This window comes from Lacrimispora brassicae (assembly GCF_054772055.1).
On the sequence record NZ_BRYH01000062.1, the window covers coordinates 144,473 to 164,963 of the forward strand.

The window sequence follows — 20,491 nt, forward strand, 5'->3', positions numbered from 1 at the left end:
GCAATTATCCCCATTGATAGTTTATTTCTATTTTGTTCTGTATGAAATTAAACGTCTGCTCTTTTTGGGAACTACAGTGCTTCCCGGCCATGTTCACCGGTCCGGATCCGCACCACATCCTGTACATCGTAAACGAAAATCTTGCCGTCCCCGTAATTGCCCGTATTGATCTCCTCTACCACCGCATCAATAATGGGATCAGCCAGTTCCTTGGGCACAACGGTTTCCACTTTGACCTTAGGAAGCAGATTCACATTGTACTTGGTACCCCGGTACATCTGAGTGTAGCCTTTCTGATTGCCATACCCCATGACGTTGCTGATCATAAGTCCGTTGACCTTGCATCCTTCCAGGATAGCCTTCAGGTTTTCAAGCTTTTCCGGCTTGATAATAATTTCCAACTTTTTCATACAGCGCATCCTCCTCTATCTTGTTTACAGCAAAAAAGGGCGATTCCAGTTTTGGAACGCCCTTGTTCGGTATATCAACATTATACACGACTGATTCTTTCTGTCAAATAAATTTTTTTAAAGGGATGAACGAAAATTTTGTAAATAATAAACAAGAATATGAAATACTGGCGGGAATAAAACACTTGTACTTTTTCTTATTTTGGTATATACTAAATACTGTATACAAAAAAATAAGAAAATACAATCCGAAGAAATAAAAAGCGAGGGACGTTTGCCTATGATAAGACATCTGGGATTAAAAGCATACGGAAAGGTTAATCTGGGGCTTGATGTTTTGAGAAAACGGGAAGACGGATACCATGAGGTACGGATGATCATGCAGACCGTAGGCCTTTATGATAAGATCGATATTTACTTGAAAGAGACTCCGGGAGTCGAGGTGGTTACGAACCTTTATTATCTTCCGGTGAATGAAAATAATCTGGTCTATAAAGCGGCAAAGCTTCTTATGGATGAGTTTCATGTTCTCCACGGAGTCCGCATTCACTTAAATAAATTCATTCCGGTTTCGGCCGGTATGGCAGGCGGAAGCAGCGATGCGGCTGCCGTTCTGTTTGGGGTCAACAAGATGTTCCAGCTTGGGCTGACAAGAGAAGAGCTGATGAAACGGGGCGTAAAGATCGGGGCAGACGTACCATACTGTCTCATGAGAGGAACTGCTCTTAGTGAAGGGATCGGAGAGATCCTGACTCCTCTGCCTGATATGCCCCAGTGCCAGGTCCTCATAGCAAAGCCTGGGATAAGCGTATCCACAAAGTTTGTCTATGAGCATTTGGATTTATCTGCCTTAAGAAAAGAGGATCATCCGGATATTGACGGCATGATCGAAGCCATTGGGAACCGTAACATATACCAGATTTCGGAACGCCTGGGAAATGTGCTTGAAACGGTTACCATTCCGGAATATCCGGTGATCGCCCAGATCAAGGATAAAATAAAAGAACTGGGAGCGGTGAATGCCTTGATGAGTGGAAGCGGTCCCACGGTATTCGGTATTTTTACCAGTCCCAGGGCCGCTGAAATGGCTTATGAGGAACTGAGATACGGCGAAGCAAAGAACCTGGCAAAGCAGGTTTATCTGACGAATTTTTACAATACCAGGGAGGTTACCAATGAGCAATGATTTAAAGGTTAATATGAATGAATATCTGCCCCTTCGGGACGTGGTCTTTAACACGCTGAGGCAGGCTATTTTAAAAGGAGAACTGGCGCCGGGAGAGCGGCTTATGGAGATCCAGCTTGCGGAACGCCTTGGAGTCAGCCGTACCCCCATCCGGGAGGCCATCAGAAAGCTGGAGCTGGAAGGTCTGGTGTTAATGGTGCCCAGGAAGGGAGCTGAAGTCGCAAAGATTTCAGAAAAAAGCTTAAGGGATGTTTTGGAGGTTCGCAGATCCTTAGAGGAACTGGCCATTGAACTGGCTTGCCAGCGCATGAGCCAGGAGGCTATAGAGGAACTGGAAAAGAAGCAGGAGGAGTTTAAGAGTGCGGTTGAAAACGGCAGCGCCATGGATATTGCGGAAACAGATGAAGCATATCATGACGTGATTTATAAAGGTACCTGCAACGACAGACTGGTGCAGATGATCAATAATTTAAGGGAGCAGATGTACCGTTACCGTCTGGAATACATCAAGGATGAGGACAAACGCCAGATCCTTCTGCTGGAGCATGACAACATTTTAAGGGCGGTCAGGCAGCGGAAGGTTCAGGAAGCAAAGGAAGCCATGCGGGAGCATATTGACAATCAGGAGATCACAGTATCAAAAAATATCAAGGAACAGGAATAAGAAGGAGAGGCAGCTTATGGCATTTAAGGAGAAGTATCTGGCCGGTGAGATAGAATTTGAAGCCATTGACGATTTTATTGAAGAATGGAATAACAGCAGCATGCCCGAAGGCCTTGCCCGGTTTCTCGGCCTTGATGAAGAGGAAGAGGATTTGTGGATCGAGGAAAGTGATGAAGCCTTAAAGGAGCTTCTAGACAGCAAAAAATAAACAGAACGGGAAAAATTATTAAATAAATATAACCTTTCTTGACAAGGTGACAACGTGTCATTATAATAAATGGCATATTGTCACCTTGATGTGTTTCCATGGACTCACATGAAGAAAGCAGAAAGGAGAGGTGAAAAAATGCCAACGGAGCGGTTTTATCATCTTCCGGCAGCAAAAAAGAAAATAATCCGAGACGCCGCAGTGGGAGAGTTCACACGGGTGCCGTTTGAAAAGGCTTCGATTAACAAGATAATCCAGGCCGCAGGAATATCAAGAGGGAGCTTTTATACTTATTTTGAAGATAAGCGTGATGTCCTTGGATACATTTTTGAAGATGCCGCTGAAAAGTTTCAGAATGGCTGGGTGAGCTGCGCGGAAAGAAACGGCGGCGATCTGTGGAAGACTGCGGAATCGTTTTTGTATTACAGCATAGTCAATACGGAGGAAAATGTATTGCAGCTGGTTAAGAATATTGTTGACAGTGAAAAGATGTTTGGCGTGACCCACCGCTTATGTAGGGAAAACAACCAGGGCCAGAAGGAAATGCAGGAGGTGATGTATCGTTCCATTGATACATCTGATTTTAAAGACCAGAGCATTGAAACCTTTGGAACACTGGTAACCATGATTTTCTTTGAACTTGCTCATTGCATGGGCTGGTATTATCACCATCCGGAAGATGAAGAAAAAATTAAGAAACTTTTCCGGGAAAAATTAGAAATTCTGCAATATGGAATTCGTAAACAACCATTACAATCTTAGTATGGCTAAATTAAGGAGTTAACATGACAAAGAAAAAAATATTCATCATTGCAGGGGCGGTTGTAATTGTGGCGGCTGTGGCAGGCCTGACTCTTCCAAAGATACTGGAAGGAAAGAAGGAAGAGCTTGTGGCAGAAGTCCCGCCTGCCGTAACAGTAGAAAGACCTGAGATCAGGACCATTGAATTAAGCAGTGAACTGATCGGAACCATTGAGCCGGACAGCATTGTCCACGTTACCCCCCTTGGAGCCGGAGAGGTCATAAGCGTAGGGGTTAAGACCGGCGATGTGGTGTCTGCCGGCCAGCTTCTCTGTGTTATCGACACAAAGCAGGTGGAAAGCTCCCGGATCACCACGGAAACCGCCAGAATCACCTATGAGGACGCCAAGAAGAATTTAGGCCGGATTACGGTTCTTTATGCGGCCGGCGATGTGGCGGAAGCAGATTATCAGTCTCTGGTTGATAAGGTGGAAATGGCAAGGCTCCAATATGAGAATGCCAAGATCGCTTATAAGATCCAGACAGAAAGCAGCCAGGTAACTGCTCCTATTTCAGGCCGGGTGGAAAGCTTTGACATCAGCGTTCACGATATGGTATCCCCTCAGACCACCCTTTGTGTTATTTCAGGAGAAGGAGGGAAATCCCTGACCTTTTATGTTTCGGAACGCATTGTAGGAGGATTGAAGGCAGGAGATACCATCAGGGTAGAAAAAAATGGAACCGATCATGAAGCGGCCATTACGGAAGTGAGTACAATGATCGATCCGGCAAGCGGCTTATTCAAGGTAAAGGCTTCCATTCCCAACGGGGATTCCCTGGCAACAGGAACTTCCGTAAAGCTTTACGTCATCTCCCGCAGGGCGGAAAATGTCCTGACGGTTCCCGTTGACAGCATTTATTATGAGGGCGGTAACCCGTTCATTTATACATATGCAGATGGAGTTCTTAAGAAAAATGCAGCGACCGTTGGGCTGGCAGACAATGAGTACATAGAAGTTCAAAGCGGCATTACTGCCGGTGATCAGGTAGTGACCACATGGACCAGCGAATTGTATGAGGGTTCTAAGGTTACCCTTATAGGTGACAATGGAAATGAATCCCAGGCAGCACAGGACACGGCAGAAGCAGAAGGAACCGAGACGGAAACTTCCGGTCCTGCACAGTAGGGGGGCGGTAGAATGGGAATTACTAAAGGCGTTTTAAAGAGGCCCGTAACCACCGTCTTAGTGGTATTATGTTTGCTCGTATTCGGTCTGTCCTCTGTTTTATCTTCTAAAATGGAGCTGACGCCGGAAATGAACTTTCCAATGCTGTTAATCAGCAGCGTTTATCCGGGAGCGAATCCGGAGGATGTAAATGACCTGGTCACCAGGCCGGTGGAAGAGGCTGTGGGAACACTGTCCGGCATTAAGAATGTCCAGTCCAGTTCCCAGGAGAATGTTTCCATCGTGGTGTTAGAGTATGAATATGGTTCGGATATGAATAAAGCATATTCAGACTTAAAAAAGAAGATGGATAATGTTGATCTTCCTGATGACGTGGAAACTCCCAGTGTCATGGAATTTAACATCAGTGAAATGCCTGTGGTGACTCTGGCCGTTAAGGATCCGTCACAGAACAATCTTTATAACTATGTGAACGATAAGATCGTACCGGAATTTGAGAAGATTTCTTCCGTTGCCAGCGTAGGCATGAGCGGAGGCCAGAAAGGCTATGTGAGCGTCCGGCTGATCCCGGAAAAGATGAACCAGTATCATCTTACCATGAATTCCATCAGCCAGGCGATCAAAGCGGCTGATTTTACCTATCCGGCAGGAAATACGGGAGTAGGTAAAAGGGAGCTGTCTGTCAGTACGGGTGTAGAAGTAGGAAGTGTTGAAAGTCTTAAAAAGGTTCCTGTAGTGGCAGGCGGGGGAAAGACCATTTACATGGAGGACATCGCCGATATTACGTCAGCCACTGAAAGTCAGGAAACCATCGGACGGTATAATGGAGAAGATACCATTACCTTATCCATTAATAAACAGCAGAAAAACAGTGCGGTGGATGTATCCAAGTCCATGACCAGGACCATTGAAACTTTAAAAAAGGAGTTCCCAAACCTGGATATCGTAGTTGTTGAAGATACCAGCGACCAGATCACATCCGCACTTAACAGTGTTAAAAATACCATGATCATGGCGGTTGTCATTTCCATGATCATTATTTTCCTGTTCTTTGGAGACCTCAAGGCATCTCTCATTGTAGGAAGCTCCATTCCCGTATCCATTCTGGTGTCGCTGATTTTAATGGCGGCCATGGGCTTTTCTCTGAACGTAATCACCATGAGCAGTATTGTTCTTGGTGTGGGAATGATGGTGGATAACTCCATCGTTGTTATGGAGAGCTGCTTCCGGTCCCAAAAGGGCACCGGCTTTCGGGAATATATGCAAGCGGCTCTGGAAGGTACGGGAATAGTACTGCAGTCCATTCTTGGCGGTACCATTACCACCTGTGTGGTATTCATTCCTCTTGCTCTCCTGGAAGGTCTTACAGGCCAGTTGTTTAAGCCCTTAGGCTATACCATTGTATTCTGTATGCTGGCTTCTCTGCTTTCAGCCATCACCATCGTTCCTCTGTGCTACAGCCGGTTCCGCCCTGTTGAAAAACAGAATTCTCCTATGGGCGGACTTGTAAAGGCCATGCAGGACGGCTACCGCAGGATCGTAGATAAGCTGTTAAATAAGCGTGCAGCGGTTATGATCGTGTCGGTTCTGCTTTTGATCGCTTCCTTTGTTTTTGCCGCCAGGCTGGGCTTTGAGCTGATGCCGGAGGTGGATCAGGGAACGATCACCATTACTGCAGAAATGAAGCCGGGACTTAAGGTGGAAGAGGCAGATAAAATCTTAAAGGAGCTGGAAGGAATCATTACCAGCGAAGAAGATTTAAAATCCTATATGGTCAGCTATGGCGGAAGCGCCTTAAGCTTCAGCGGAGCCAAGAATGGATCCCTGACCGCTTATCTAAAAAGCGACCGGAAGCTGTCCACCAGCCAGATGGTCAATAAGTGGAAAAAAGAAATGAACCAGATTCCTGACTGTAATGTTACTGTGGAGTCCACTTCCAGCATGAGCGGTATGAGCAGTAAGAATGATTTTGAGGTAATCCTTCAAAGCTCCCAGTTGGATAAACTGAAAAGCGTTTCAAACCAGATGGTGGAAGAGCTGGTCCAAAGCCCCCAACTGATCAAGGTCCATTCGGACTTAGAAAATGCGGCACCTGTTATCAAGGTCCGTGTTGACCCGATCAAGGCGGCGGCTGAAGGTGTTGCCCCTTCCACCGTGGGCGGCTTGTTAAACAGCATGCTCAGCGGTTCGAAGGCATCCACCATGGATGTGGCCGGCCAGGAAGTTGATATTAAAGTGGAATATCCAGAGGATTCCTATGATACTCTTGATAAGGTAGAGGGAATCATGATTCCGAACAGTTCCGGCGGCTCTGTGGCTCTTACGGATATTGCTGATATCGGTTATGAAGACAGTCCTTCCGCCATCAACAGGAAGAACAAACAATATCTGGTTACTATAACAGGATCCTTTACCGATGTGGTCAAGACGGCAAAGGATAAAGAAGCGGCAAATAAGGATATTGATGAAAAGATTGTAAATAAATATTTAAGTGATATGGTTATAAGGGCAAAGAACAGTGAGGATGAGTCCATGCAGGAGGAGTTTGGCAGTCTGTTTAAGGCAATTGCTACGGCTGTATTCCTGATCTTCATCGTTATGGCCGCCCAGTTCGAATCGCCTAAATTCTCACTGATGGTCATGACCACCATTCCCTTCAGCTTAATCGGTTCCTTTGGGTTCCTGGCGGCTGCGGGAGTTGCCATCAGCATGCCGTCCCTCCTGGGCTTTCTGATGCTCATCGGTACGGTAGTAAACTCCGGAATCTTATATGTGGATACGGTGAACCAGTACCGGGCCACCATGGATAAGCGGACGGCTCTGATTGAAGCAGGAGCTACCAGACTTCGTCCCATCCTTATGACGACCCTTACCACAGTGGTATCCATGATCCCTATGGCAATGGCCATCGGAAGGAACGGAGAAACCATGCAGGGCCTTGCCCTGGTAAACGTAGGCGGTCTGACAGCTTCCACCATCCTGTCACTGCTCATGCTTCCGGTATATTATTCCATTATGAGCGGTAAAACGGATAAGGGCTTATTGCCGGATTAAGAGGCAGCAGGGAGCCGGGTTTTCCATAAATCCGGTTTCCTGTTGGAAGAAAGTGGATTTCATGTTCTTAGCAGGATATGTTAAAATAATGACAGGAATACAGCATAAAAATCCCAGTTAAGGAGGATTAAGGATGAGAAAATGGAAACAGATCGGAGCATGTTGTCTTGCAGCAGTGCTTGCTGTCATGGGACCGGCAGCCACAGCCTGGGCAGGCAGCCCGGAATTTGCAAGAACTCCTGAAGAGTGGGCAAGGCTTAAGGACAATGTGATGGAATACGAGGAACTGGCTGGCCTGATCCGTGAATATAATGTGACGGTCCAGAAAAACCAGTTGGATATTAATGACAAGAAAAAGGATGACCGGGTCACCAGTGACCAGAATGCCCAGTATTACCGGGATGCGGCCAATGATTACAGAAACAACATCACAGGAGATGACCCCTATAGCGATGCCAGCAATGCGGCAGGTGCCAACCGGGCGGAAGCTGCGGCGGATTCCAATGTGGAGGATATAAAGGTATTCCAGCTTACCTATGACCAGGAAGAAGCCAATCTGGTGGCATCGGCCCAGTCTTCCATGATCACTTATTTTCAGCAGAAGTATGAGCTGGAGAGCACAAAAAGCAGCCTGGAGCTTTTAGAGGCAGTGTACCAGTCTACGCTTGTAAGACAGAGCGCAGGCATGGCGACCCAGGCAGATGTGCTGGGAGCATTGGAAAGCGTTCAGAGCACCCAGGCTTCGATTGAGAAGATGACTTCCTCTGTAGAGGAGACCAGACAGAAGCTTTGCGTCATGCTGGGCTGGAAGTACAACGATATGCCTGAGATCCGGGAAATTCCGGTGGTGAGCATGGAACGCATTGCGGCCATGAATCCAGACACAGATAAGGAAGCCGCCTTAAGCAGCAACTATACCTTAAAGATCAATCAGAGAAAGCTGGAAAATGCCGTGGGTGATGTGACTAAGCAGACCTTGAACCGGACGATTGCCAACAATGAACAGAATATCGGCTCCGATGTGACAAAATGCTACCGGGCTGTTCTTCAGGCAAAGGCAGCTTACGACCAGGCAGGAGCAGAACTTGCCCTGGAAAGTAAAAATATGGATACAGCCCAGAGGAAATTCGACTTGGGTACTTTAAGCAGGCTGGATTATTTAAAGCAGAAAAATGCCTATGACACAAAAAACATCGCCATAAAGACAGCAGAGCTTACTCTGTTCCAGGCGGTTCAGAATTATGATAATGCGGTAAACGGACTGGCTTCGGCAGGAGGTTTATAAGATATGAGAAAGAAAGGCTATTTATCTGCCTGCATGGCAGTGACTCTTGCTCTATCCGCTGTGCTGCCAGTTTATGGGGCAGCAGGACCCGGACAGACGGGAATTTCCATGCCAGACGGGATGACGGAGGAGAAATGGAACAAACTCCAGGATCAGACCATAGAATTTGATGAGCTTTCAGACCGGGTAAGGTATTTTAACCCTGACTTACAGAACATTGTTGATTCCGCCGGAAATGAGAAGAGCAATCAGCAGTATGTCTATGACGAGATAAAAATATATATCCGGGATCTTAACGACAATGCCAAGTCCCTGAAAGATTCTGGCGCTACAGACAGCGTCGAGGGTATGACAGAATACATGAAATTGAAAACCACGGCAAAGATTCTGGGTGACGGTGCTGAGACTCTGGACAAAGTGATCAAACGGATTGATTCAGGGGTTAATAAGAACGTTGACCGTTATTCAAAAACCTTCTCTTCTGCCGTAGGTCAGATCATGATAGGCTATAACAGTGCCCTTGCTAACCGGGAAATGCTCCAGAAGATGCTGGAGGTCAGCAAGGCTGGTTATGAGGCTCAGTCCATAAGCTTTCAGCAGGGTATGGCTACGGAAGCAGATATGCTGGCAGCCAATAAAGGGGTGCTGTCGGCACAGGCGTCACTGGAACAGCTTGACAACACCATTGACGGCCTGAAACGTTCCTTATGCCTCATGACCGGTTATTCGGCGGATGCAGAGGTTCAAATCGGAGGGGTCCCTCAATTGGATCTTTCTCTTATTTCTTCCCTGAACTTAGAGGCAGATACGGCAAAGGCGGTGGGAAATAATTACGACCTGATTGAAAAGCGCCGCGGGGCTTCCGGCCAGACCACAACCGGTATAAAAAGCAAGGAAGCCGGTCTTTCCGAGGGAGAGCAGAATGTTACGGTTGCCATGCAGTCCTATTACCAGGGAATCCTTCAGGCGAAGTCGGCTTATGACGCCGCCTGTACTGCTTATGAGAAAGCGGTCCTGGAAAAGAATAAAGCAGACCGTTCCTATCAGCTTGGCATGGTGAGCAAGCTGGGTCATCTCCAAGCTCAGATGGCATTTTTACAGGCAGAGGGTGCAAAGCAGAGCGCTTATAACACCTTGTATCAGGCCTATAATACATACCAGTGGGCGGTGGAGGGGATCGTTACTGCTTCGGAACAGTAGGCTCCGGCTTCTTGGAAAGCAGTTCGGCCAGTTTAAAACGGATATGGATCTTCGGGCTTTCCCGGTTGATCCTCTTATAATCAGATTCATCCATGGAGCTTTTTAAGATTTCCTTGGAAGTATCCGGTACAACCGCATAAGAAGAATCTGTAAAACAAAGAGGAGGATAAAGGACGCACCACCAGTTGCGTCCTTTTCCTTCGCCTATTTTTACCCGGACGGCCTCATAATTACCGCAGGGAAATACCATGTCTCCATAGGTTTTGGTAGGAAAGTAACAATTGGTCAGTTCCATATGTGCAGGATAATCATATCCCAGTTTTTTCATGTAGTGTTCTGCCTTTTTTTCCAGGCTGTCCTTGTGGGAACGGACATAGCTTTTTGTATCCTCAAGGGATGCTTTTTCTCCAAGTTCCTCATATATTGAATTGAGCAGCATGGTGCGCACTTTTAATTTCAGGGCCTGGTCTTGTGAACTGTCGCTGTTTGCCAATACATGAAAGCGCAGGATTTCCGGAGCGATCCGTGCGGCCAGGGCTTCCTCTTCCCGCCTTCCCCCTGACAGGGTCAGTAAAAATGCAATCAGAAAACAGGTAATACATAAAAATAAATCACGTCTTTGTTTCATTGGTGTTCCTCCTTTTTTCTGGAATCTATTTGTAATTGTTACCATATGTGCTATAATATAAACACTGTAAAGCTGAGAAATTTGTAAGGAGATCAAAATGGGTAGAAAAACTGCGGTTGTATTATTTGGCGGCCAGTCATCGGAGCATATTGTATCCTGTATGTCGGTGGCCAATGTGATTAACCATATTGATAAAGAGAAGTATGATATAGCTTTGATCGGAATCACAGAAGAGGGCCGGTGGATCAAGACGGAGACCAAAGAAGATATTGAAACGGGCATATGGAAAAACGGGTCCGTTTCTGCTGTCATTTCCCCTGATGCCACCATGGGCGGCATCATCTTAATGGATGAGGAAAAGACAGAGGTTCTTAAGGCTGATGTGATATTCCCTGTGCTTCACGGATTGCTGGGAGAGGATGGAACCGTCCAGGGGCTTTTAGAGCTGGCGAGAATACCATATGTGGGCTGCGGAGTGCTGGCTTCCGCTGTCTCTATGGATAAACTATATACAAAGATCATTGTAGATGACTTAGGGGTCCCTCAGGCAGCCTATGTGCCGGTGATGCGCCATGACTTAAAGGATATGGAGACGGTGGTAAATAAGGTGGAGAAGAAATTTTCTTACCCTGTGTTTGTAAAGCCCTCCAATGCAGGATCTTCCAAGGGCGTGAGCCGGGCTGATGACCGGGAGGAGCTTATAGAGGCCCTGGTGGAGGCTGCAGACCATGACCGCAAGATCCTGGTGGAAGAGATGATCCTGGGCCGGGAAATCGAATGCGCTGTGTTTGGAGGCGGAAACCTGCCGGTGGAAGCTTCCGGAGTAGGAGAGATCCTTGCTGCAGCGGAATTTTATGATTTTGATGCCAAATATTACAACTCTGATTCCAGAACGGTTGTAGACCCGGTGCTGCCGGAGGGAGCCGCAGAGCGGGTGAGAGAAGCTGCCAAGGCTATTTTTCAGGCAGTGGACGGTTACGGCCTGGCAAGAGTGGACTTTTTCGTGAAAGAGGACGGAAGCGTAGTATTCAACGAGATCAATACCATGCCCGGATTTACGGCCATCAGCATGTATCCCATGCTTTGGGAATCCGCCGGAATGAATAAGGATGAGCTGGTGGGCCGCCTTATGGAGCATGCGATGGACCGTTACCGGATATAGAAGATACGGGAAGGAGGAATGCCCTGAGGGCATTCCTTTATGCCCAGAAAGCGGGGCAGAAAAGAGGAACGCCCTGGGGGAATACCTTTATGCCCAAAAGGCAGGGCAGAAAAGAGGAACGCCCTGGGGGCATACCTTTATGCCCAGAAAGCAGGGCAGAAAAGAGGAACGCCCTGGGGCATACCTTTATGCCCAAAAAGCGGGGCGGGAAAGAGGAACGCCCTTGGGCATACCTTTATGCCCAGAAAGCAGGGCAGAAAAGAGGAAATGTGATGGCAGACAGAAATTCGCCCATAGGGGTGTTTGATTCCGGCGTAGGCGGGCTTACGGTTGCCAGGGAGATCATGCGTCAGATGCCGGATGAAAGGATTGTATATTTTGGAGATACGGCAAGAGTGCCCTATGGCAGCAAATCCGGCAGCACGGTGATCCGCTTTACCAGGCAAATCATCCGTTTTTTGCTGACCCAGGATGTGAAGGCGATTGTAATTGCCTGCAATACCGCCACTGCCTGTGCCCTTGAGGCCGTGGAAAAGGAAGTGGATATTCCCATTGTAGGCGTGATCCATGCAGGGGCCAGGACCGCTGTCGATTCCACGAAAAACGGGAAGATCGGCATCATTGGAACCGAAGGGACTATACGCAGCGGAGTTTACACCAGAGTGATGAAGGAAATGAGAGAGGATATTGAGGTGACCGGAAAGCCTTGCCCTCTTTTGGTTCCCCTGGTGGAGGAAGGGCTTTTGCATGATTCCGTTACGGATGAGATCGCTTCCAGATATTTAAGTGAATTAAAAGGGAAATATATTGACACACTGGTCCTTGGATGTACCCATTATCCTCTTTTACGTTCCACTGTAGGAAGGCTTATGGGGCCGGAGGTGATTTTGGTGAATCCTGCCTATGAAACTGCCTTGGAATTAAAACAGGTTTTGGAAGAAAAGGACCTTTTATGCGGACCGGAAAGCAATGATGGGGATAAATACCGTTTCTATGTCAGTGACCTGGCAGAGAAGTTCACCAGCTTTGCGACATCTATCATTCCGGGACAGGTAAAAGAGACAAAGCAAATAAACATTGAGGAGTACTAAAGGAGTTTTGACTATGACAAGAGATGTTCTCATCAGTATCAGCGGAATGCAGATTGCAGAAGATGACAGCAATTCCGTTGAGATGATAACGGCCGGCGATTATTTCCTGAAGAACGGCAATCACTACATCCTGTATGACGAGATCCAGGAAGATACAGGTGGAGTGACCAGGAACACCATTAAGATCCACCGGTCGGGGCTGGATATCATCAAACGCGGCAGCTCCAGCGTTCATATGACGTTTGAAAAGGATAAAAAAAATATGTCCTGCTATGCAACGCCCTTTGGAGAGCTCATGATCGGGATCAGCACAAAGGATATCCAGATTAATGAGGAAGAGGACAGTTTAAAAGTACGGGTGGCCTATTCTCTTGATATCAATTACCAGCACGTATCGGAATGCAACATTATGCTGGACATTCACTCCAAGGCCACAGCGGATTTCCGCCTTTTAAATTAAAAAAGGCAAGTACCGTTGGCACTATACCTTTTTCAATCATTTAGAGAATGCAGTCTTTAAAAAGAGGGATCGCACCATATTTGCCTAAAAGATAGTCCTTGGAAAAGCTGGCGTCAGACCGGACCTTTATGTCTGCTAAGGTGTAGAGCTTGGATTCCTGATATTCGTTCATATCCACAAAAGCTACTTCATCCCGGCGGAACTGCTGGTTATTTAATATGGAGATATCATAGGTGGTGAAAAGGAGCTGTATGTTTGAATTTTTTTCCTGCTGAAAAGAATCTATAAAAAACTTTGTGACAGCCGGATGGAATTCGTTTGATATGTTATCAATGATCAGAACGCCGCCTCTTTGGGACAGATGATAAACCTGTATGAATAATTGAAGGTATTTCATTGTACCCAGGGATACCTTTGTGTAGTCCATATACTGCATCCGGTATTCGCCGGTGTCCCTGGATTTGATCAGGTATCCAAGCTTTGGGATTCCCTTATCAATAATAATTTCCTCTGCCGGGATTCCCAGCTTTCTTAGCTGCGCCAATGCATAATTAAGAGCGTCCGGGTTTTCAAGGGCTTTGTATGCCCTTCCATCCATGATCAGATGCCCTGCAAGCTGGAATGGCTCAAGGAAGTCACAGTAATAACCGATCTGCTTGGAAAAAAAAGTTTCAAAAGGCTCCATGACCGCTGTGATCTCCGGGATATCCAGGCACGATAGAACGGAGCTGAATAACCGGTCTCCGAGAGGGCGCATTCCCGCCTTCGAGCGCAAGACCTTTTCATACTGGCGTCCAATGGATATTTCATCGCCGTCCCGTGTGAATACCACGTGGTTATCCACTGCCAGAGTTTCTGTGAGAACTTTCCTGCTGGAGACGGAAAAGCCGTATTCATAGATCTGCTGCCCGCTGATAAAGGACAACTCCATTTCCGTGGGAGTGGAATCTGCATCTTCCGTCAGGAATGGAAGGATCTTGTCCAAAGCGCTGCACTGCAGGATGGACATAAAATGTCTTCTGGGAACATCTTTCAGTGAAAAAAGCTGCCAGAAGATGTAAGAGTGAAAGCTGGCAAAAGCGAGAAAAAGATTGGTTTTCCCGCTGGAGTTTGCTCCATATACTGCCAGAGTCTTAATCAGTTTTTTATTACCCGCCTTTACCAGATGATTTGGGTGTTCCTTGTAATTAACCGCTTTCATATCGATATAAGTTTCATCCAGAAAGGAACGGAAGTTTTTAAAGCGAAAAGAAATTATCATGGTATATTATCCTCCTTTTCGAAATTATACTGTAAAAACATGTAAAAATAAACAAGAATGCAAAAAAAGTTAACTACCATGTGATAATCTCGTCAAGAAGCTGCTGCTGTTCCTGGCTGGAACGGGTGAGATAGATTCTTGTAGTCTCAATGCTTTCATGCCCCATTAGATCGGCCAAAAGTGAGATATCATTAAAGCAGGCCAAAAAGTTTTTTGCAAAACGGTGGCGGAAGGAATGGGGATAAACCGTGTCAGGATTGATCCCATAGCGTTTAGCCAGATGTTTTAGCTGAAAATTAATGCCTCTGGGAGTGATCAGGCGTCCTTCTTTATTTAAAAAGAGAAAACCGCTTTGCTTGTCCTGGCCATGGCACCATTCCAGAGCCTCCTGGCACAGGGAATCCGGGAAATAGATGCGGCGCACCTTTCCTCCTTTGGAATAAAGGTCCAGATACCCCAGGTTTAAATGCTCCACCTTGATCTGAATCAGTTCACTGACCCTGGCTCCCGTTGCGGCCAGAAAGCGGACAATGAAATACCAGAAGTAATTCTTTTCTTCTTTTAATTTTCCTTTTAAAAGCTCATAGTCTTCATTTGAAATAACGGAATCCATGAATGTTTTTTGCTGTACTTTCACGGAAGGAAGATGGTAAGAGGCGATTAATATGTATTCCTCTCCGTTGGTTTCCGCCAGAAAACGCGAGTAGTGATTCATGGCATGGATCCGCTGGTTGACGGTTGCCGGGCGATAGTGGCTGATTAAGTAGCTCTTATATCGCTGGAGACTTTCCGGTGAAATTTCCTTATTCATGCTGAAAAAAAGCCGGACACTGCCCTCATAGGCTGTGACCGTATTGCTTGATAAATTCTTTTTCTTCAGATATTTCTTAAAATCATTGAGTAATTCTTCATTTTCCATAATATTCTACCAATTCACAATTTGATTTACGATCTGTTTTTGTTCTGTGCTGCTTCGGTGAAGATAGATTCTTGTGGTTTCGATGCTTTCATGTCCTAAAATATCGGAAAGCATGGAAATGTCTCCGCAGTTTTCGATGAAATTCTTTGCAAAACGGTGGCGGAAGGAATGGGGGTAAACCACATTGGGATCCAAATCATAGAGGATGGTAAACTTTTTTAGCTGTCCCCGGATCCCGGCAGGCGTAATGGGATCTCCATATCGGTTTAGGAATACGTATCCGCTTACCCGGTCAATCTGGTTCAGCCATTTCAGCGCCTCCACACGAAGGCTTTTGGGTATGTAGATTCTTCTTATTTTATTATCCTTGGAGTAAATATCCATATATCCGCATTTTACATGCTCCACCTTGATCTGGACCAGTTCACTGACCCGGACGCCTGTGGCTGCCATAAAACGTATGACATAGTAATACAGCATGTTACCGGAACGAATCAGACATTTTTTCAAATATTCGTAATCCGCCTGGCTGATGACGTTTTCCAGGAATGTTTTCTGCTGGATCCGTATCATCAGCATTTTGGTAGAAGATAGCTTTAAGGACTCCATGTAGCAATTGAGGGCCCTGATTCTTAGGTTTACAGTTTGGGGTTTGTAATGCTCCATAAGGTAACATTTATAAAGCATGAGGTTATCATGGCTGATCACATGATATAATCCGAGAAATTGTTTTACTGCGTATAAATACACATGAATGGTATTGGAGGACATGTTGTTGAATTCCAGATAGTCATGGAAATCATCAAGGCTCTGCTCCACGGGACTCTTACTCTCTGCTTCTGAACAAGTTACAGTATTTTGGGTTGTCATATTATGTTTTCTCCTTGTCTCATGATGCAAAAATAGGTTAACACAAGTATATAAGCAATGTGTAAATAAATCAAGAAATTTTCGAAAAAACAGTAAAAAATATTGATTAAATACTTGAAAAATGCCTGTTGCTTTCGATAATTTCCAATATTAGAAGTATAATTACCTCGTAATGCAATTAGGAATTTCGAAAAAATATTTCAAAAAGAAAAAAGGAGAGTGCATTAATTATGAGAAAGCAGACAAAATTAGTTGCTGTATTATCCACAGCAGCATTGCTTGCATTAGGCGCTTCCATGTCCTCTTTCGCAGCAACCGGCTGGCAGGAAGAAAACGGCACATGGGTGTACTATAATAAGAGCGGCGACTTGGAGACAGAGAAGTGGGAGAAATCAGGAGATAACTGGTTCTACTTAAATGAAGACGGCGAGATGGCTACCGATGTTGTTGTTGAATACAGTGACAACTACTATTATGTAGATGAGAACGGTGCTATGGCAACCAATAAGTGGGTTTCCGTTGAGAACGATGATTATGACGGCGGCGATGATGATGATGAAGAGCCCATGAATCACTGGTACTACTTCGGATCTAACGGAAAAGCTTTCAAGAGCTCTACTACCGGAAACAGTGCTTCTTTCAAGACTGTCAACGGAAAGAAATATGTCTTTGATGATGAAGGCAAGATGCTGTACGGCTGGATTGACGAAAGCGGAGATCGGGTAACTGGTGATGACAAGTGGCGCGACGGCATTTACTATTGCGGCGATGAGAATGATGGTGCTCAGAGAATCGGCCAGTGGGAGTATCTGGATATCGTAGATAATAGTTATGATGGCACTGTTGATCCTGGTGTTTCCAGTGACAATTTATTTGACGATGAAGATCAGACCCGTTATTTCTATTTCAAGACCAACGGTAAGAAGATGACCAGCGAAAAAGGTAAGACCATTAATGGTAAGAAGTACAGCTTTGATGCAGATGGCCGTATGAATGCTGAATGGGTTAACTGGGAGGCTACTCCTAGCGAGACAAAAGCAACAGACAGCACTGCTACTGACAGCCAGGGAAATGCTGTATATACCAAAGGATTCAGATATTACGGAAACCCTGAAGATGGCGCCAGAGTAACCAAGGGCTGGTTCCAGGTTGTGCCTGATTCTTATTTAAGCAAAGATGATTATGATGATGATGAAAATAACTGGTACTATTCTGATAAGGATGGGAAATTAGTTGCATCTGAAATCAAGACCATTAATGGCAAGAAATATGCATTCGATTCCTATGGTGTAATGAAGGATGGCCTGGTTGCTATTAAGTTTATTGGAAACAGCACAACTGACATTGAAGATGTTGCAGGTGATGATGACTTATCTGCTTACAACTTTGATACAGAAGATGAATTCAAGGATAATGTATCCGATCTTTATACGGAAGCGCATTACAAACTGTATTATTTTGGCGGCGGCGATGACGGTGCTATGAAGACCGGCAAGCAGAACGTTACCATTGACGGAGATTCTTTCCAGTTCTTATTCAACAAGTCCGGAAGCACAAAGGGACAGGGTAAACTTGGCGTAGATGATGACAAGTATTACCTTGGAGGTATGTTGTTAAAGGCTGATAAGGATGATAAGTATTCTGTAGTTAAGGCTACCACAGTCGATGGAGCATATACAGAGATTAAGCTTCTGACAACAGAGAAGTTCTTAGATGATGTAGAAGTTGAGAAAGTAAACAAAACCGGATATGATGAGTATTATGAGGTTAAAGCTGCAGACAAGACAGAAGGTAATAAAACTGTAGTATATAGACTGGTTAATACCTCTGGTAATGTTCAGAAGAGCAAGAGCAAAGCAAAAGATGGCGATGATCGTTGCTACAAGGTAGAAAGCAACAAAGTGATCACAGCAGTATTTGTAGAAGATTAATTCATCATTGAATGAAATAATTTCAGTTGCCTTTCAGGGGCCGTTGTACCATGGTTGAGAAATCAACCTGGGGCAGCGGCCCCGTTTTTATGAGAAATTCAATAAAAAATGCCGCTTCCTGACGAAATTACAGTCAGGAAGCGGCATTTTCAGATTATATGAATTTAACTGATATATGAATTTAGCATCCACAGAAGCTTCTGGTATTCGGCCAGATAACCGTTAAATTGATCTGCAGTTGCTCCATCGCCATCTTCTTCGGCCAGCTTAACGATTTCCTTTGTATCCCGGATCCAGTATTCCACATCTGAAATCAGGCTTTTAATGGTTTCATCTGAAGAGATAGGAACGTCCTCCAGTTCTTTTACGGAAGTGAGAGCCAGTGCCTTCTTTAAACTGCCGACAGGGGAACCGCCCAATGCCAGCAGCCGCTCCGCCACATCATCCATTATCCCGGCGGTCTGGTCATACAGTTCTTCCAGCTTTCCATGGAGAGTGAAGAAGCTGCGGCCTTTTACATACCAGTGCAGGTTGTGGAGCTTGATATACATGACCTGTTGGTTAGCCAGATACTCATTAAGTTTTTCATATAAATTCTTGCTCATTAGATTCCTCCTTTATCTAACCTTTCATTACGTTTTCATAATTAGCTGCAACAGCCTTCCAGTCAATTACATTAAAGAATGCTTTAATATAGTCGGCTCTAAGGTTTTTATACTTCAGGTAATAGGCGTGTTCCCAAACATCAATGCCCAGAATAGGGGCAAAACCTTTGCCTTCCATAAGGGGGTTGTCCTGGTTGGCACTGGCGGATAGGGTGAGCTTGCCATCCCGGTTTGCCGACAGCCAGCCCCAGCCGGAACCGAACTGGCCAGCAGCCAGGCCGCTTAACTGATTCTGAAAGTCAGAAAAGCTGCCAAAGGTCTTTTCCAGTTCATCTTTAAGGAGGCCAACAGGCTGTCCTCCGCCGTCAGGGCTCATGGTGGAAAAATACAGGTTATGGTTGTGGAAGCCGCCCCCATTGTTTCGAATGGCCTTTCTGAGAGCTTCATCGGAAATGCTGTCCAGGGAGGAGAGGAGGGCGGTAATTTCTTTGTCTTCAACACCGGCCTTCTGGGCTGCGTCATTTAAATTTTTGGTGTAAGCTGCGTGATGCTTGGAATAATGGGTTTCCATTGTGAGAGCATCAATATGGGGTTCTAAAGCATCATATGCGTAGGGTAATTGTATTTGATTAAACATAGTAGTTCTCCTTTCGTTTCTAAATTTATATTGAAAAAGTTATCTTAGTAAGAAGGTTAGTTTTAACTAACTACCTTGTGGCTTAATTGTATATCATATATATGGTTTTGTCAATTGGTTTTTTAAAATTTAATTGAAAACAACTATGATAATTATGTTTATCAATAAAATGTCTTAAAGTTGAGATTAATATGAGATTAAAACTGAATTAAAAGAAAACTGTGATCTCTATTTTTATTTGGTAACAGAAAAATATTGATACACATTTTCCGACAAGAGCAAGTATACATTCTGGAAAATTCTGTAAATTAGTTGGTGTTTCTTCCTAATATATAAGGAGGCAGGACAGGCTTTTTTCATAAACTCATTTCCCGGAAGAATCCAGATCATATTTTATGCCTGGGGAATCCTTTTTCATTAATAAAAAATGCCGGAGTGCGGTTTTAATCGCGCTTCGGCATTGGGCTCAGATCTTTTTTAGTGCAGATCACTTTCTAAAAAACGGGTATTGATGTATTGGTAAATACAGAAATCAGATATCTTACTTTCCGCCCTTCTTAAACCTGTCCAAGAATGTCTTCTTTTTTGGTGCCGGAGGAACCGCTTTGCCGCGGAGGCTCTTGATCTCGGTTATGTAGATACCGCTTACAACAACCTTGGCTTCTGTCTTAACCGGAAGCACCTCAAACACCTTGGCGTCAGCGATCAGTGTCATAACCTTTGGACCGACCTTTGCCTTTACAATGGGCAGCTTTGTGCGGCGCATATACCAGGGGGTTTGTTCATACACGATCTTAGGAAGCCCTGCATCCTTTAGCTTCATTTTCTTTTTATCGATTACCAGCATGGACACGGTCTGTGCTGCAGCATCCAATGCCTGCTGCTGTTCCACCTGACGCTTTTCCAGCCTTTTTCCAAGAAAATAAAGGACTGCCAGAGCCACGGCTGCGATAAAAAGAATCACTAATAATACGTTTAAAAATGTGCTCACC

20 protein-coding genes are annotated in these 20,491 nt (G+C 45.3%); 12 read left to right on the forward strand and 8 right to left on the reverse strand.

Features of this window, described 5'->3' with window-relative positions; genetic code table 11:
- Positions 1-71 precede the first annotated feature (71 nt).
- A complete protein-coding gene (locus ACYVD3_RS26710) occupies positions 72-410 on the reverse strand; it encodes a P-II family nitrogen regulator (RefSeq protein WP_460645542.1) in 339 nt (112 codons plus the stop codon).
- 280 nt (positions 411-690) lie between these two features.
- Between ACYVD3_RS26710 and ispE the strand changes: the two genes are divergently transcribed.
- The 8 genes from ispE to ACYVD3_RS26750 all read left to right on the forward strand — a co-directional run bounded on the left by ispE (position 691) and on the right by ACYVD3_RS26750 (position 9,935).
- Positions 691-1,596: a 4-(cytidine 5'-diphospho)-2-C-methyl-D-erythritol kinase gene (gene ispE, locus ACYVD3_RS26715; RefSeq protein WP_460645543.1), complete on the forward strand. Its 906-nt coding sequence runs from the start codon at positions 691-693 to the stop codon at positions 1,594-1,596.
- Entirely contained in the window at positions 1,586-2,260 is a 675-nt protein-coding gene (locus ACYVD3_RS26720; RefSeq protein WP_460645544.1) for a GntR family transcriptional regulator, read from the forward strand. The genes ispE and ACYVD3_RS26720 overlap by 11 nt, the downstream gene beginning before the upstream one ends.
- A gap of 16 nt (positions 2,261-2,276) precedes the next feature.
- Positions 2,277-2,468, forward strand: a complete 192-nt coding sequence (locus tag ACYVD3_RS26725) for a hypothetical protein (RefSeq protein ID WP_460645545.1) — start codon at positions 2,277-2,279, stop codon at positions 2,466-2,468.
- Positions 2,469-2,606: 138 nt separating this feature from the next.
- Positions 2,607-3,230 carry a TetR/AcrR family transcriptional regulator gene (locus ACYVD3_RS26730; protein WP_460645546.1) on the forward strand — a complete coding sequence of 208 codons (624 nt, stop codon included), beginning with the start codon at positions 2,607-2,609 and terminating at the stop codon, positions 3,228-3,230.
- 23 nt (positions 3,231-3,253) lie between these two features.
- Positions 3,254-4,396, forward strand: a complete 1,143-nt coding sequence (locus tag ACYVD3_RS26735) for an efflux RND transporter periplasmic adaptor subunit (RefSeq protein WP_460645547.1) — start codon at positions 3,254-3,256, stop codon at positions 4,394-4,396.
- 12 nt (positions 4,397-4,408) lie between these two features.
- Positions 4,409-7,450, forward strand: a complete 3,042-nt coding sequence (locus ACYVD3_RS26740) for an efflux RND transporter permease subunit (RefSeq protein WP_460645548.1) — start codon at positions 4,409-4,411, stop codon at positions 7,448-7,450.
- 133 nt (positions 7,451-7,583) lie between these two features.
- Entirely contained in the window at positions 7,584-8,735 is a 1,152-nt protein-coding gene (locus ACYVD3_RS26745; protein WP_460645549.1) for a TolC family protein, read from the forward strand.
- Between the two features lie 3 nt (positions 8,736-8,738).
- Positions 8,739-9,935, forward strand: a complete 1,197-nt coding sequence (locus ACYVD3_RS26750) for a TolC family protein (protein WP_460645550.1) — start codon at positions 8,739-8,741, stop codon at positions 9,933-9,935.
- Here ACYVD3_RS26750 and spoIIR read toward each other — a convergent pair.
- A complete protein-coding gene (gene spoIIR / locus ACYVD3_RS26755; protein WP_460645551.1) occupies positions 9,916-10,563 on the reverse strand; it encodes a stage II sporulation protein R in 648 nt (215 codons plus the stop codon). The genes ACYVD3_RS26750 and spoIIR overlap by 20 nt on opposite strands.
- Positions 10,564-10,660: 97 nt before the next feature.
- Here spoIIR and ACYVD3_RS26760 point away from each other — a divergent pair, with 97 nt between their 5' ends.
- From ACYVD3_RS26760 to ACYVD3_RS26770, 3 genes are all read left to right on the forward strand, one after another.
- Positions 10,661-11,725, forward strand: a complete 1,065-nt coding sequence (locus ACYVD3_RS26760; RefSeq protein ID WP_460645552.1) for a D-alanine--D-alanine ligase family protein — start codon at positions 10,661-10,663, stop codon at positions 11,723-11,725.
- Positions 11,726-11,997: 272 nt separating this feature from the next.
- Entirely contained in the window at positions 11,998-12,816 is an 819-nt protein-coding gene (murI, locus tag ACYVD3_RS26765) for a glutamate racemase (protein WP_460645590.1), read from the forward strand.
- A gap of 13 nt (positions 12,817-12,829) precedes the next feature.
- Entirely contained in the window at positions 12,830-13,276 is a 447-nt protein-coding gene (locus ACYVD3_RS26770) for a YwiB family protein (protein ID WP_460645553.1), read from the forward strand.
- A 40-nt stretch (positions 13,277-13,316) separates the two neighbouring features.
- Here ACYVD3_RS26770 and ACYVD3_RS26775 read toward each other — a convergent pair whose 3' ends face one another.
- The 3 genes from ACYVD3_RS26775 to ACYVD3_RS26785 form a co-directional block, all read right to left on the reverse strand.
- Positions 13,317-14,537, reverse strand: a complete 1,221-nt coding sequence (locus ACYVD3_RS26775) for an AAA family ATPase (protein WP_460645554.1) — start codon at positions 14,535-14,537, stop codon at positions 13,317-13,319.
- Between the two features lie 73 nt (positions 14,538-14,610).
- Positions 14,611-15,456 (reverse strand): tyrosine-type recombinase/integrase, encoded by an 846-nt coding sequence (locus ACYVD3_RS26780; protein WP_460645555.1) that lies wholly within the window; start codon positions 15,454-15,456, stop codon positions 14,611-14,613.
- A 6-nt stretch (positions 15,457-15,462) separates the two neighbouring features.
- Positions 15,463-16,326 carry a tyrosine-type recombinase/integrase gene (locus ACYVD3_RS26785; RefSeq protein WP_460645556.1) on the reverse strand — a complete coding sequence of 288 codons (864 nt, stop codon included), beginning with the start codon at positions 16,324-16,326 and terminating at the stop codon, positions 15,463-15,465.
- Positions 16,327-16,556: 230 nt separating this feature from the next.
- Here ACYVD3_RS26785 and ACYVD3_RS26790 point away from each other — a divergent pair, with 230 nt between their 5' ends.
- Positions 16,557-18,257 carry a cell wall-binding protein gene (locus ACYVD3_RS26790; RefSeq protein WP_460645557.1) on the forward strand — a complete coding sequence of 567 codons (1,701 nt, stop codon included), beginning with the start codon at positions 16,557-16,559 and terminating at the stop codon, positions 18,255-18,257.
- Between the two features lie 164 nt (positions 18,258-18,421).
- Here ACYVD3_RS26790 and ACYVD3_RS26795 read toward each other — a convergent pair whose 3' ends face one another.
- The 3 genes from ACYVD3_RS26795 to ACYVD3_RS26805 form a co-directional block, all read right to left on the reverse strand.
- Entirely contained in the window at positions 18,422-18,862 is a 441-nt protein-coding gene (locus ACYVD3_RS26795; protein ID WP_460645558.1) for a Dps family protein, read from the reverse strand.
- A gap of 16 nt (positions 18,863-18,878) precedes the next feature.
- Positions 18,879-19,499: a superoxide dismutase gene (locus ACYVD3_RS26800; protein ID WP_460645559.1), complete on the reverse strand. Its 621-nt coding sequence runs from the start codon at positions 19,497-19,499 to the stop codon at positions 18,879-18,881.
- 541 nt (positions 19,500-20,040) lie between these two features.
- On the reverse strand, positions 20,041-20,490 hold the full coding sequence (locus ACYVD3_RS26805) for a hypothetical protein (protein WP_460645560.1): 450 nt from the start codon (positions 20,488-20,490) through the stop codon (positions 20,041-20,043).
- Between the last annotated feature and the right edge of the window lies 1 nt (position 20,491).